The 13,805-nt window shown below is 63.4% G+C and carries 10 protein-coding genes and 1 pseudogene; 9 read left to right on the forward strand and 2 right to left on the reverse strand.

Annotation, left to right across the window (positions count from 1 at the left end; translation table 11 throughout):
• Positions 1 to 83: 83 nt before the first annotated feature.
• Genes I7X09_RS03310 through I7X09_RS03320 form a run of 3 tightly spaced genes read left to right on the forward strand, consistent with a single transcriptional unit; the run spans position 84 to position 2,720 of the window.
• Positions 84 to 1,724: an acyl-CoA carboxylase subunit beta gene (locus tag I7X09_RS03310; RefSeq protein ID WP_003940853.1), complete on the forward strand. Its 1,641-nt coding sequence runs from the start codon at positions 84 to 86 to the stop codon at positions 1,722 to 1,724.
• Positions 1,721 to 2,062: an acyl-CoA carboxylase epsilon subunit gene (locus tag I7X09_RS03315; protein ID WP_200315558.1), complete on the forward strand. Its 342-nt coding sequence runs from the start codon at positions 1,721 to 1,723 to the stop codon at positions 2,060 to 2,062. Before I7X09_RS03310 ends, I7X09_RS03315 begins: the two co-directional genes overlap by 4 nt.
• Before the next feature lie 16 nt (positions 2,063 to 2,078).
• Positions 2,079 to 2,720 (forward strand): Maf family protein, encoded by a 642-nt coding sequence (locus I7X09_RS03320; protein ID WP_007731146.1) that lies wholly within the window; start codon positions 2,079 to 2,081, stop codon positions 2,718 to 2,720.
• A 108-nt stretch (positions 2,721 to 2,828) separates the two neighbouring features.
• Here the strand turns inward: I7X09_RS03320 and I7X09_RS03325 are convergent.
• Positions 2,829 to 4,125: pseudogene (locus I7X09_RS03325) on the reverse strand (DUF222 domain-containing protein).
• A 62-nt stretch (positions 4,126 to 4,187) separates the two neighbouring features.
• Positions 4,188 to 5,885: an MFS transporter gene (locus I7X09_RS03330; RefSeq protein ID WP_124566425.1), complete on the reverse strand. Its 1,698-nt coding sequence runs from the start codon at positions 5,883 to 5,885 to the stop codon at positions 4,188 to 4,190.
• A 151-nt stretch (positions 5,886 to 6,036) separates the two neighbouring features.
• Between I7X09_RS03330 and I7X09_RS03335 the strand changes: the two genes are divergently transcribed.
• From I7X09_RS03335 to I7X09_RS03360, 6 genes are all read left to right on the forward strand, one after another.
• Entirely contained in the window at positions 6,037 to 7,533 is a 1,497-nt protein-coding gene (locus tag I7X09_RS03335) for a condensation domain-containing protein (RefSeq protein WP_095969061.1), read from the forward strand.
• A complete protein-coding gene (locus I7X09_RS03340; protein ID WP_124566427.1) occupies positions 7,533 to 8,996 on the forward strand; it encodes a condensation domain-containing protein in 1,464 nt (487 codons plus the stop codon). The genes I7X09_RS03335 and I7X09_RS03340 overlap by 1 nt, the downstream gene beginning before the upstream one ends.
• Before the next feature lie 118 nt (positions 8,997 to 9,114).
• Positions 9,115 to 10,020 (forward strand): sulfurtransferase, encoded by a 906-nt coding sequence (locus tag I7X09_RS03345; protein ID WP_095969059.1) that lies wholly within the window; start codon positions 9,115 to 9,117, stop codon positions 10,018 to 10,020.
• Positions 10,017 to 10,433, forward strand: coding sequence for a SufE family protein (locus I7X09_RS03350; protein ID WP_095969058.1), 417 nt, complete (start codon positions 10,017 to 10,019; stop codon positions 10,431 to 10,433). The genes I7X09_RS03345 and I7X09_RS03350 overlap by 4 nt, the downstream gene beginning before the upstream one ends.
• Before the next feature lie 5 nt (positions 10,434 to 10,438).
• Positions 10,439 to 11,839, forward strand: coding sequence for a condensation domain-containing protein (locus I7X09_RS03355; protein ID WP_095969057.1), 1,401 nt, complete (start codon positions 10,439 to 10,441; stop codon positions 11,837 to 11,839).
• Between the two features lie 138 nt (positions 11,840 to 11,977).
• Positions 11,978 to 13,774, forward strand: a complete 1,797-nt coding sequence (locus I7X09_RS03360; RefSeq protein ID WP_095969056.1) for an acetyl/propionyl/methylcrotonyl-CoA carboxylase subunit alpha — start codon at positions 11,978 to 11,980, stop codon at positions 13,772 to 13,774.
• The last annotated feature ends 31 nt before the right edge of the window (positions 13,775 to 13,805 follow it).

A 13,805-nucleotide genomic window follows, 5' to 3' on the forward strand; every position in this document is an offset into this window, starting at 1 on the left:
TGGTCAGTAGCTTGAGCCTGCAAGACAGCGACAATCGGACCTGCCTTCGAAGCCCCCCACGCACTCTCGTTAAGCTCACGTCCATGACCACTGTCCAAGAGCCGAACGCGCCGGAGGCGGCGGCCGCACCCGATATCCACACGACCGCGGGAAAGCTCGCGGACCTGCGGAATCGCCAAGCCCAGGCGCAGGCACCGAGCGGCGAAGCCGCCATCGACAAGGTGCACGCCAAAGGCAAGCTGACCGCCCGCGAGCGCATCACCGCCCTCCTCGACGAGGGCTCCTTCGTCGAACTCGACGCACTGGCACGGCACCGGAGTGTGAACTTCGGTCTCGCTGACAACCGCCCGGTCGGCGACGGCGTCGTCACCGGTTACGGCACCATCGACGGCCGCGACGTCTGTGTCTTCTCACAGGACGCCACCGTTTTCGGCGGATCGCTCGGCGAAATCTACGGTGAGAAGATCGTCAAGGTGATGGACCTCGCGATCCGCACCGGTCGCCCCCTCGTCGGCATCAACGAAGGTGCAGGCGCGCGCATCCAGGAAGGCGTCGTCTCGCTCGGCCTCTACGGCGAGATCTTCCATCGCAATGTCCAGGCATCCGGCGTCATCCCCCAGATCTCACTGATCATGGGACCCGCCGCCGGCGGCCACGTCTACTCCCCCGCGCTGACCGACTTCGTCGTGATGGTCGACGAGACCTCCCAGATGTTCGTCACCGGCCCCGACGTCATCAAGACGGTCACCGGTGAAGACGTCACGATGGAAGACCTCGGCGGTGCTCGCACCCACATGGTCAAGTCCGGCGTCGCACACTACGTCGCTTCCGGCGAGCAGGATGCCCTCGACTACGTCAAGGACCTGCTCAGCTACCTGCCGTCCAACAACCAGGCAGCAGCTCCCCGCGGCGAGATCACCGACCCGATCGTCGGTTCGATCGAAGACAGTCTGACCGCCGAGGACATCGAACTCGACACCCTCATCCCGGATTCGGCCAACCAGCCGTACGACATGCACGAGGTCATCCGTCGCATCCTCGACGACGACGAGTTCCTCGAGGTCCAGGCCGAGCGCGCGATGAACATCATCGTCGGTTTCGGTCGCGTCGACGGCCGCTCGGTCGGCATCGTCGCCAACCAGCCCACCCAGTTCGCGGGCTGCCTCGACATCGACGCCTCGGAGAAGGCCGCACGCTTCGTGCGCACCTGCGACGCATTCAACGTCCCGATCATCACCCTCGTCGACGTTCCCGGCTTCCTTCCCGGAACCGAGCAGGAATACAACGGCATCATTCGTCGCGGCGCGAAGCTCCTCTACGCGTACGGCGAAGCAACGGTCGGAAAGATCACGGTCATCACCCGCAAGGCTTACGGCGGAGCGTACGACGTCATGGGCTCCAAGCACATGGGCGCCGACGTGAACCTGGCATGGCCGACCGCTCAGATCGCCGTCATGGGTGCATCCGGAGCAGTCGGATTCGTCTACCGCAAGCAGCTTCTCGAAGCCGCCAAGAACGGCGAAGACGTCGATGCACTGCGCCTCAAGCTGCAGAACGAGTACGAGGACACCCTCGTCAACCCGTACGTCGCCGCCGAGCGCGGATACGTCGACGCTGTGATTCCTCCGTCGCACACCCGCGGACAGATCGTCTCCGCATTGCGACTGCTCGAGCGCAAGGCCGTTTCCCTTCCGCCCAAGAAGCATGGGAACATTCCCCTATGACCGCAACCACCGAGGACATTCTCAGCGAAGATGTCGCACTGGCGGAGACTGCACCGACCAACGGTGCGGTAGTCGAGGGAACCGCGACGGACGCGTCGCTCACGGAGCTGACCGAGACGTCGACATCCGACGCGTCGGTCATCAAGATCGTCAAGGGTTCACCCACCGACGTCGAGATCGCAGCACTCGTCAGCGTGCTCGCTGCCGCTGCCGGCAGCGGTCAAGCTCCCGAGTCGAACATTCCCGCGGAGACCTGGGGCGATCCGACTCAGTTCCACCGCACGCGTGCGCCGTTCTCGCCGTACGCGTACCTGAACCCCGCGATCCGTCGCAGCTGACGATCACTCTGCTGACGTGACTCAACTGGTTCTGGCTTCAGCGTCCCCGGCTCGCCTCGCAGTTCTGCGGGCGGCCGGGGTTTCGCCGCTTGTACGTGTCTCCGGTGTCGACGAGGACAAGATTGCCGACAACCTCGGCCCCGACGCCGCTCCCGAAAAAGTCGTGACGGTGCTGGCGGAGGCCAAGGCCGCCGAGATCGTTCCCGGTCTTGCCGCCGACAATCTCACCGACGTAGTCGTAGTCGGGTGCGATTCGATGCTCCTGATCGACGGGCAACTTCAAGGCAAGCCGGGCAGCGTCGATATCGCCCGAAAGCGATGGGCCGCAATGGCCGGACGCAGCGCCACTCTCTTGACCGGGCACTGTGTCCTGCGCGTCGCCGACGGCCGCATCGTTCGCATGGCCTCGGATCACAGCGCAACAGTCGTTCATTTCGCGCAACCGTCCACCGAAGATCTCGAGGCATACCTGGCAACGGGCGAACCTCTCCAAGTCGCCGGAGCCTTCACGCTCGACAGTCTCGGCGGCTGGTTCGTGGAGAGGATCGAAGGCGATCCCTCGAGTGTCATCGGTATCGGATTACCTTTGGTGCGAACGCTTCTCGAGCGTGTGGGAGTTTCCGTCTCGGATCTCTGGCGCACTCAGAGCATCTTCTGACACGAATTTCCAAGCACGAGTTCGCAAAGCACGACGACCAGCCTCGCATCGGGTCCAAATCGATGCGAAGCTGGTCGTTTCATGTTGTCCCCGAAAAGGATTGCTCCCTCAGGTTGTGAAGGTGGTGTTCGCCGGCCGCGGGTGCCGCTGGGGGTCGATCGACGGCGGTGGGATGAACCACGGTTTGTTGTCGACCCCGATCCGGATCTCCCACTTTCCGACGAACCCGGATTTGCGGTGCATCAGCCGGTGATGTGAACGGCACAGCAGGACCAGGTTGTTCATCACCGTCGGGCCGCCGTTGGCCCAGTGCCGGATATGGTGCGCATCGGTCCAGGCGGGCACGCATGTGCAGCCGGGGAACGCGCAGCCTTTATCTCTCGCGATCAGCGCCACTCTCTGTTCGGCGGTGACCAATCGTTTTCCGGGTTTCGCATCGAGCGGCGCTCCGTGATCATCGAGTAGGACAGTGGACAGGAAACAGTCGCACCCGAGAAGCCTGGTCTGTGACACCGACAGCGGTCCCAGCCAGGGCATGTGCCCCACATCGAGATCCGACACAGACCCACCACCAGTGGGTGTCGCGGCGCAATCGCGGTGCTCGGCGAGATCCCGGGCATTGATGTGCACGTTCACGTGCGGCCGCTGCCCACCATCCATACCGGTCTTCGCGCAGTCCAGATAGCGGCGGATCAGTTCGGTGAACCCGTCCGCGGTCCGCTTCGCCGCGGACCGGGCATCGGGGGTTCCGTCCGGTGCCGGGGTGGGCATCGTCAGATTCGACAGAGCCGACAGCAGCATTTCGCCGGTGAGGGCGTCGAAATCGCCACGCACCACCACCCGACCATTCAAGGTCGACGCGATGCGGAGTTCGTTGCGGTCGACGTCTTCGGCGGGTGGAATTTCATCGGATTCGAAGATTCGCTCCAACGTCGCGATGACGTTCCGCACCTTCGTGGTCGTTGCTTCCACACCGGAGGCGGCAGCCAACAACAAGTCGATGCAGCGAGGCATCGCTTCGTCCGGCATCCCCTTCGGCGGCGACTCACAAAACGAGACGATCAACACGGCGTGCTCGAACGAACAATCCCCGCAATCGAACCGAGCTGCCACTGCCGGAAACGGCCGCAGCGCAACACCGAGGGCGGCGATCTTCTTCCCGTCCCGCACCTGCAGCATCGTGTTCGCCGCCAACCACGCACCCACCCCGCGACTGGCGATCACCTGATCATCCGGGCGCAACGACAACTCGTCGACCACCGCCACCCGAACGGCTTCCAGGCGCAGAATCTCCGCACTCGCCTCGGATAGCAGCCTCACGCAACTCGGCAGCCGTCAACTGCCACAGACGTCCGCGTAACCCCACCGCAGAACCAGCCACCACATCCGACAACAGAACACTCATTGAATCCCCCGATCCCCTGAAACACAGGGTACTCGAACACCCGTTCGAGTCAAGAGCAATTCTCAGACTGGCGAATTGACCCGAGGTAGGGCAGTCGACGCCAATCCGATACCGAGCGCAATTGCTGCGATGATCGCGAGTACACGGCGCTGAGCTTCGAGAAATGCTTCGCCGGCCGCCGCCCGAGTAGATGCGTACGCGGCATCAACTGCCACCTGAACGGATTGCCCCCCGGGGCCGGCAGTTCCTTCGCGGCGACACTCCGGCGCCACCTCCATCGGCGTTCCGGACGCCAATTGGCTTGTCGCGCAATCGACAAATGCCTTTTCGGCGATATCGACGAGACCAGGACTCACCCCGGCGGCTTCAAGATTCGCAACATACTCAGGCCGCTCCCCCTGCACTGCTTGCGGAGCTTGCCCAGCGACGAGCGAGAAGAACACCACTCCGATCAAGGCCAGTCCGATGGAGCTGCCAACCTGCTGAACGGTCGGAAGCAGACCCGACACCGAACCCGCGTGCGCGGGTTCGACCGTCGCGAGGATCGCGGTTTGCAGCGGTGCCACGAACAGTCCGAGCCCTGCGCCTCCGAGAAGCAGCGGGCCGGCGAGCGCGAGCCAGCGCGGATCGGTTCCTTCGTGCTCGAGGATGACCGACAACGCGATCAGCGAGCCGGCAAAGACGACCATCCCCAGGATCAGGACGCGGTTTCCGAGCATGCGGTACACCGCCGACGAGAGAACCGCCGCCACGCCCATTCCGACGGCCCACGGCAGCGTCATGACGCCCGCTCGCAATGCGGAGAACCCGAAGCCGAACTGAAGCGTGAGACTGATGGTGAAGATCAGGGACGTCAGGGTTCCGAAGAACACGAACGCAAGAACCGCGCCGATCGCAAACGCTCGGTCGCGGAAGAGTTCGAGCCGAAGGACGGGATCACCGCCGCGTTTCCCCAGCCGCGATTCGTAGAGCACGAAGGCCAATGCCACCGGCACCGACATCGTGAGCATTACGACAAGACCTGTAGGCCATCCACGCGCCCTTCCCTCAGCCAGGGGAAGGATCAGCAGAAACAGTGCCAACGACGACAGCGCGGCGCCGATGAGGTCCAGTGAGCGCACATGCTCAGCGCGAGCATCGACGAGATGGAAATACCCGAGAATCAAGGCGGCGACGCCGATCGGGATGTTGACGAAGAAGATCAGGCGCCAGCCCCAGTCGAAGAGATTCCACTCGATCAGCAGTCCGCCCACCAGAGGCCCGCTGACCGTTGCCAGCCCTATCGTCGCGCCGTAAATCCCGAATACCCGCGGATGCCTCGCCTTCGGAAACAGACCGGAGATTATGGCAAAGGTCTGCGCGGACATCGAACCGGCCGCCAGACCTTGCAGACCGCGGAAGACGATCAGCATCGTCGCGCTCTGAGCGAGCCCGCACAGCAACGAGGCGGCGACGAACACGGAGAGTGCCGTCAGAAATACGACTCTGCGACCGAACAGGTCCCCCAGCCGGGCCGCAGTGATCAACGAACAGGCAAAAGCCAGGATGTACACGCTGACCATGAGCAACTGCGCCGAGACGCCGGCTCGAAGATCGACGGCGATACTCGGGAGCGCGACGTTGACGATGGTCGCATCGAGAAGCTGCATGAATGCCGCTGCCAGACTCGTCGCCAACCCGAGCCAAGGCGTCAGAGAACCAGCTCGCCGTCCGCCCTTGTGGTCGGCGCCGACAGCGTCACCTAAAGGGTCCGGAAGCACCGAATGATCCTAATCGAACAGGACGCTTCTAGAACCTGTTCTTGTTTAGATTGTAGTATTTCGGACAATTCAGTCCCCCAGATGGGATAGTTCGTCGTCTGCCCATTTTCAGAGCAGGCTTCTCGACGACACACGCAGGAGTTCTTACTCGATGGATCTGAACCTGATCACCCATTGGCACCCGCTTCCTGGACGGGTAATCGAATGGGGCGTCACGCATGCTTCCGCTCAGAGAGCCGCCGAAGCCGAGATCGACCGAGAACTACCCCCGACCACGATGCAGGATCGCCACTTGCGACGCGCCCGCGTCACCGCAGAGAAGGGCGATCCGCAGTCTCCATGGATCGGCATCGCCTTCGATTTCGCCGGAACTCTCGACCGCGACGCCATGACCAGGGCCCTGCAGCGCTACGTCCGTCGCCACGACACACTCCACAGTTGGTTCTCGTTCGACGAGGCCACCACTGACGCTGCGGACACCTCGTTCGAGGTCCGTCGTCACGTCGTGCCGGTCGAGGGAATCGAACTCGAGTACCGCGTCGGCGACGACGTCTCCGAATCCGAGGCGATCCGAGCGCTCGTCGCAACCAAGTTCGCCACGGAAACCAGCGCGCTGCAGTGGCCGGCATTCGTCTTCGGTGCCGTCGAGCACGATCACACCGACACGGAAACCGCGCCCGGTTTCACCCTGTTCCATGCCGTCGACCACGCTCATTCGGACATGAACTCGATGGTGCTGATGTACGCGGAATTGCGTCAGCTCTACGCAGCGGAAACGACCGGGTCACATCCCGAACTGGGCCCGGCGGGAAGTTACGCGCAGTTCGGCCGTATCGAGCGCGAGCGGACAACCGAACTGACGATGCAGTCACCCGAAGTTCACAAGTGGCTCGGTTACCTCATGCGCAGCGGCGGCTCGTTCCCCGGATTTCCTCTCCCGCTGGGCGCCGAGGACGCCCCCAAACCGGCAATCGGTTCACGCTTCGATTTGGCCGACGACGTCGAATGCGAAAAGTTCGGTGCGATCTGTAAAGCCAACGGGGCCAACTTCATCGGCGGGATCTTCACGGCACTCGCGATCGCGGAATTCGAGCTGGCCGGGCGCGACAAGTACATCGCTCTCTCGCCGGTCAGCACGCGAACCGAGGCCGACTCGTTTGCGCAGGGTTGGTACATCAACCTGATCCCCGTGGGAATAGACGTCGACGACAAGCGACGTTTCACCGAGTTGGCGAAAGTCGGGCAGCAGGGTTACCACGACGGCAAAGCGCTGTTGGACGTTTCCGTTCAGCAAGTCATCGACCTCGTTCTCTCCAGCATGTCGGACGAGAATTCTTCCGCTCCCGGCGGCCTGTCGAAGACGCTCACCCCGCCGCCGATCGTCTCGTACATCGACGGCCGACGCATGCCCGATCCATACAGTTACGCCGAGACGAAGGCAACGGGAATCGTCGGCGGCAAAGAGACTCAGATCGCATCGATGTGGATCAACCGGATGCACACCGGTACCTGGATCGCCGTGTCACACCCTGACACCCCCACGGCGCACGAATCTGCCACCCGCTTCGCCGAGCATGTCTCCACCATCATCAAAACTGTTGCAGCTCAGGGCGACTACTCGTTCTCGGCACCAGAGGGAGCGTCCTGATGCATGTCACCTCGATCGATCGATACGGACTCGAGCCGGGAATCGTCACCGAATGGTCGCTCCGGCCTGCAGACGGTGCCGTCACCGAGTCCGAGGTACCACCGTCGTACAACCAGCATTTTCATCTCGAAACTGCGCGAACACACGGCATGGGCCGGAGCGTATGGATGGCAGCGGCATTCGATCTTCCGGGCGAACTGAATCGGCCGGCACTCGATCTCGCGTTGCGCCTGTTCATCAGTCGCCATGACACGCTGCACACAGGGTTCGAGGTCGGCGAGTTCACCACCACCCGAATGGGTCTCGACCCCGACGGCACACATATCGAGACTTCGGAACCGCTGAAGTTCGATTCCACCGAGAATCTGCGAGCGCACCTCAAGAAGCGATTCACGACGGTCTGCGATCCACTGACCTTCCCTGCCTACACATTTGCCACGGTCGAACGCGAAGAGCACTACACAGTCCTGAGCGCCTTCGATCACACACTGGTCGACGGGTACTCGTTGGTCATCGCACTCGGGGAACTGCGACAGATCTACGAGGGACTGATCGCCCTACCCGACCTGACCGACCACTCGGCGGTCGACGCAGTGATGAGCCGACTGGGTGACCCGGGAAGTTTCGTGCGGTACTGCGAACTGGAGGCCGACGCTCTACTTCCCGTCGACAACGACCCTCGAATCCGGGAGTGGGCAAGGTTCTACGAGATTTGCGGTGGTACTTCACCGAGTTTCCCCTTGGATCTCGGCGTCGAGGGCGGAAAGCCAGCGCCGCAGGGCGCCGATGTGCGCGTGCTGCTCGACGAGGAGCTGACGGCGACGTTCGACGAGATCTGCCTGTCCGCCGGCGGTAGCGTGTTCACCGGAATCCTCACTGCGATGGGTCTTTCCGTCCACTCGTACACCGGACAGGCGACGCTTCCCCTGCAATTCCCGCTGCACATCCGCAAAGATCCCCGTTGGGCCGACGCGATCGGCTGGCTCACCACCAGCGCGCCGATCACGGTCCGGATCACTCCCGACGCGGATTTCGGTGCATCCCTTGCACATACGCACGCGTCGTTCCGAGTTGCGTTGACGCTCGAGGGCGTCACCATGGCTCAGGTTCGAGATGCTTTGGGCGACAAGATTCGACGCACGCGCACCGACGTCTTCATGGTGTCGTACATCGATTACCGCAAACTGCCCGGCACCGACGATCACGATCTCCTCAACGCTCATCACATCAGCAACGTGACGGTCGCCGACGATGCCCAGTTCTGGATTTCGCGAACGAACCGTGGTCTCTCGCTGCGGTCGCGCTTCCCGGACACCGAGACGGCGAACGAAACCATGGTGAATTTCCTCACCGAACTCGACCGGATTCTGAGAGAGGTCTGCGCCCGGGGTGTAACCCCGATCGGAAGTGTCACCGAACAATTGAGAGATTCGAGCGTCGGAGCAGGAACACCGAGAATTTAGTATCGGCAACGGGTACGAGCAGGCAGAACCTGCTTCAGGGCGTCTCACCTTGCGCACAGCGCATAGAATCGATCAAGTCCGTGTTCGAACCGAACGATTCGCCTTCAGGAGTACGCCCGTGCCCGTTGCCCCCGATCCCTCAACCGCGTTTGCCGAGTTCGCGCATCCCGACCGGTTGGTCTCGACGGAATGGCTCTCGGCGAATCTCGGTACGCCGGGCCTCAAGGTCGTCGAATCCGATGAAGACGTGTTGTTGTACGACGTCGGCCACATTCCCGGAGCAGTGAAGATCGACTGGCACCTCGACCTCAACGATCCGGTCACCCGCGACTACATCGACGGCGCGAAGTTCGCAGAGTTGATGAACCGCAAGGGCATCAGCCGCGACGACACCGTGGTCATCTACGGCGACAAGAGCAACTGGTGGGCCGCCTACGCACTGTGGGTCTTCACACTGTTCGGCCACGAGGACGTCCGTCTTCTCGACGGTGGCCGCGACGCATGGATCGCCGAGAACCGCGACACCGCTTTCGACGTTCCCGACATCACGTCAACCGATTACCCGGTCGTCGAGCGCAACGACGCTCCCATCCGCGCATTCAAGGACGACGTTCTCGCACACTTGGGCGACGGACCGCTCATCGACGTTCGATCTCCGCAGGAGTACACCGGCGAGCGAACCCACATGCCCGACTACCCCGAAGAGGGCGCGTTGCGCGGTGGACACATTCCCAGCGCTCTCAGCATCCCGTGGGCGAAGGCAGCGGCACCGGACAGCCGCTTCCGCACCCGCACCGAACTCGGCGAGATCTACGGCGATCTGTCGGCCGAGGACAACATCGTCGCGTACTGCCGCATAGGCGAGCGTTCCAGCCACACCTGGTTCGTGTTGACCCATCTTCTCGGCTACCCGAACGTTCGTAACTACGACGGTTCCTGGACCGAGTGGGGCAATGCAGTGCGCGTCCCGATCGTCCAGGGCGAAGAGCCCGGCGCAGTTCCTTCCCCCGTATCGGCGTCATGAACGCTCTTCCTTCGGCTCTGGCCGAGATCGTCGACGACTTCGCCGCCGTGGGCGCCTCGGACAAGCTCACCCTTCTTCTCGAGTTCAGCCGAGAACTACCGCCGTTGCCGGCGGAGCTCGAGCAGAGCGCGATGGAGCCGGTCCCCGAATGTCAGTCGCCACTGTTCCTCTCGGTCGACGATTCGGACCGCGACAACGTCCGCCTGTACTTCAGCGCTCCCCCCGAGGCTCCCACCACGCGCGGCTTCGCATCGATCCTCGCGCAGGGGCTCGACGGTCACAGCGCCGACGAGATCCTCGGTGTACCCGACGACTTCTATTCGGCGCTCGGTCTCGCAGAAGCTGTGAGCCCGCTCCGTCTGCGCGGAATGTCGGCCATGCTCGCGCGCATCAAGCGGCACTTGCGGGGCTGAAAAACATGGAGTTCACCGAACTGGCCGACTATGCGATTCCGGCCGGCGCACTCGTCGAATGGTTGCCGTGCGCAACCGGGCCCTGGGTTCCGGATCCGCGGCCCGTCTCCTACATTCACGAGGCACATCTCAGCCGTTCCGCTGCAGGCGCAGGCGACAAGTCTTGGCTGGGAACAGCTTTCGAGATTTCCGGTCCACTCGACGTCGATGCGTTCCGAGTCGCTCTCGGCCGGTGGATCGATCGCCACGAAGTTCTGCGCTCGCATACCGTCCTCGAGCCGTCGAGCGGCGAGATCACCCGGCATACCGTCCCGATCGGCGGGATCGACATCGGCGTCGTCAGCCACGGCTACGACGCGTCCAGCCAGGACAACTTCGACCACCTTCACCGCTTGTTCGACGACTACGCCTCCCCGCACAGTTGGCCGTCGTACGTCTTCGCGACGTTGACGCCACGCGGTGGCGACGGTCCGTTCACCGTGTTCTTCGCGGCGGATCACTCGATCATCGACGGTTTCTCGATCGTCCTGGTCGCCCACGAGATCGGTGCGCTGTACCGCGAGGCTTCGACCGGTAGTGCTGCAAATCTGTTTCCGGTGGGCAGCTACGTCGATTTCGGTGCCGTCGAACGCGAGCAGATGGCCGACATGGAAGCCGAGAAGGCTGCGGTCGAGATCTGGCGTAAGGCTCTCGGTACGGACGGGTTACCCCAGTTCCCGCTACCGATCGGTGAACGCGGAACCGATTCTCAGAACGGCCTGTCGACCTGGCTACTCGACGCCGACCAGTCAAAGGCCTTCAGCTCGACGTGCGCAGCAGCCGGTGTCGGGTATTTCGCCGGACTTCTCGGTGGTCTTGCGGCTGTGGGTCGCGAGGTCGCGGCGGCCGATCGATTCGAGGTCGTGACGCCGGTCCACACCCGCAGCGCTCAGGAGTGGGCGGGAGCGCTCGGTTGGTTCGTCGGCCTGTGCCCGGTCGAGTTCGCGGTGGGATCGGACTGTTCGTTCGGCGACCTCGCGTCCCGCGCCGCCGAGTCGATCGCTGCGGTCAAGCCTGCCGCCGCGGTTCCGTTCGACCGGATCGGCGAGCACCTCGGAACTCCGATCCGACCGCGATTCGTGGTGTCCTACATGGACGTTCGCTTTGTACCCGAGGCCGCTCAGTGGCCTGAGTGGAACGCGCGAGCACTCCGAAGCAAGGCGTACACGCACGACGTCTACATCTGGATCAACCGCACACCCCACGGCCTCAATCTCGCAGTCAGGTATCCAGGCAACGAAACGGCGAACGCCGCGGTCCACGCCTACGTGGCCGCACTGCGCCGGACCATCGACGACATCGTCACCGAACCGGACAAGCACACCTCCGACCGCTACTCATCGGTAGTTTTCGAAACCGTTTCCTAAGCCGGAGTGGGCTTTAGCGATCCGGTTACAACCAGCGTCGAAGCGATGCATACACTCCGAAGTGATGCCAATCCCCCGATGGTGAAATCCCAGAGGAATACACCGCGGAGACAGACTATGCGAACCACAGGAGGCTCAGTGCCCAGTCATGCCAGCGCGCACATTACGAAGGTGCTTGTCGCGAACCGCGGTGAAATCGCGGTACGGGTCATCCGGGCGGCCAAGGATGCCGGCTACGGCAGCGTTGCCGTTTACGCCGAGCCCGATGCAGAAGCGCAGTTCGTGAAGCTCGCAGACGAGGCATTTGCCCTCGGTGGACAGACGTCCGCCGAGTCCTACCTCGTGTTCGACAAGATCCTCGACGCAGCCAAGAAGTCCGGCGCCGACGCCATCCACCCCGGATACGGCTTCCTCTCCGAGAACGCCGACTTCGCCCAGGCCGTCATCGACGCCGGTCTGATCTGGATCGGTCCGTCACCGCAGTCCATCCGCGACCTCGGAGACAAGGTCACCGCACGCCACATCGCGGAGCGCGCGAAGGCACCGATGGCGGCCGGCACCAAGGACCCCGTCAAGGGCGCCGACGAGGTCGTCGCATTCGCCAAGGAATACGGCGTACCGGTCGCGATCAAGGCTGCCTTCGGTGGCGGTGGACGCGGCATGAAGGTCGCCCAGACCATCGAGGAAATCCCCGAACTGTTCGAGTCGGCCACCCGTGAGGCCATCGCAGCCTTCGGTCGCGGCGAATGCTTCGTCGAGCAGTACCTGGACAAGGCCCGCCACGTCGAGGCTCAGGTCATCGCCGACCAGCACGGCAATGTCGTCGTCGCCGGTACCCGCGACTGCTCACTGCAGCGTCGCTTCCAGAAGCTCGTCGAAGAGGCTCCCGCTCCCTTCCTGACCGACGACCAGCGCGCACGCATCCACGCGTCCGCGAAGGCCATCTGCAAGGAAGCCGGCTACTACGGCGCCGGAACGGTCGAGTACCTGGTTCAGGGCGACACCATCTCCTTCCTCGAGGTCAACACGCGCCTGCAGGTCGAGCACCCCGTCACGGAAGAGACCGCGGGCATCGACCTCGTGCGTCAGCAGTTCCTCATCGCCAACGGCGAAGAACTCTCCATCAAGGAAGATCCCACCCCGCGTGGACACTCCTTCGAGTTCCGCATCAACGGTGAAGACGCCGGCCGCGGCTTCATGCCTGCCCCCGGCCCGGTCTCCGTCTACCGTGAGCCCACGGGCCCCGGCGTTCGCGTCGATTCCGGTGTCGTCGCCGGCGACGTCATCGGCGGACAGTTCGACTCCATGCTCGCCAAGCTCATCGTCACCGGTGCCACCCGCGAAGAAGCCCTCCAGCGGGCATCGCGCGCCCTCGCCGAGTTCGAGATCGACGGCCTCGCGACCGTCCTCCCGTTCCACCGCCACATCGTCGAGAACCCGGCATTCGTCGGTGACGGCGAGAAGTTCGACATCTACACCAAGTGGATCGAAACCGACTGGGTCAACCCCATCGAGCCGTACGCGGGCGCCGGTGCTCCCGTAGACGACGAGGACGAGGCTCTGCCGCGTCAGAACGTCGTCGTCGAGGTCGGTGGACGTCGCGTCGAGGTTTCCCTCCCGGGCCAGTTCTCGCTCGGCAACGGCGGCGGCGCTGCCTCCGGTGCGATCCGCAAGAAGCCGAAGGCCCGCAAGCGCGGCGGCGCCGGCGGCGGAGCAGCATCGGGTGACGCTGTCACCGCTCCGATGCAGGGCACCGTCGTCAAGGTCGCAGTGACCGAAGGCCAGGAAGTCGCGGAGGGCGATCTGATCGCCGTTCTCGAAGCCATGAAGATGGAAAACCCCGTCAACGCGCACAAGGCCGGTGTCGTCACCGGACTGTCCGTCGAGCCGGGTGCAGCAATCACGCAGGGAACGGTTCTCGCAGAACTCAAGTAGGGCCTCCGGCCCCGTGCGCCTTTCCGGTAGT

It is taken from the genome of Rhodococcus sp. P-2 (assembly GCF_016598535.1).
In the GTDB taxonomy this organism is placed as follows: Bacteria; Actinomycetota; Actinomycetes; order Mycobacteriales; family Mycobacteriaceae; genus Rhodococcus_F; species Rhodococcus_F baikonurensis.

Bases quoted from the DNA above. Each gene is read 5' to 3' on its own strand.
- I7X09_RS03310 (WP_003940853.1), top strand. From the start codon at position 84: ATGACCACTGTCCAAGAGCCGAACGCGCCGGAGGCGGCGGCCGCACCC.
- I7X09_RS03315 (WP_200315558.1), top strand. From the start codon at position 1,721: ATGACCGCAACCACCGAGGACATTCTCAGCGAAGATGTCGCACTGGCG.
- I7X09_RS03335 (WP_095969061.1), top strand. From the start codon at position 6,037: ATGGATCTGAACCTGATCACCCATTGGCACCCGCTTCCTGGACGGGTA.
- I7X09_RS03340 (WP_124566427.1), top strand. From the start codon at position 7,533: ATGCATGTCACCTCGATCGATCGATACGGACTCGAGCCGGGAATCGTC.
- I7X09_RS03350 (WP_095969058.1), top strand. From the start codon at position 10,017: ATGAACGCTCTTCCTTCGGCTCTGGCCGAGATCGTCGACGACTTCGCC.
- I7X09_RS03355 (WP_095969057.1), top strand. From the start codon at position 10,439: ATGGAGTTCACCGAACTGGCCGACTATGCGATTCCGGCCGGCGCACTC.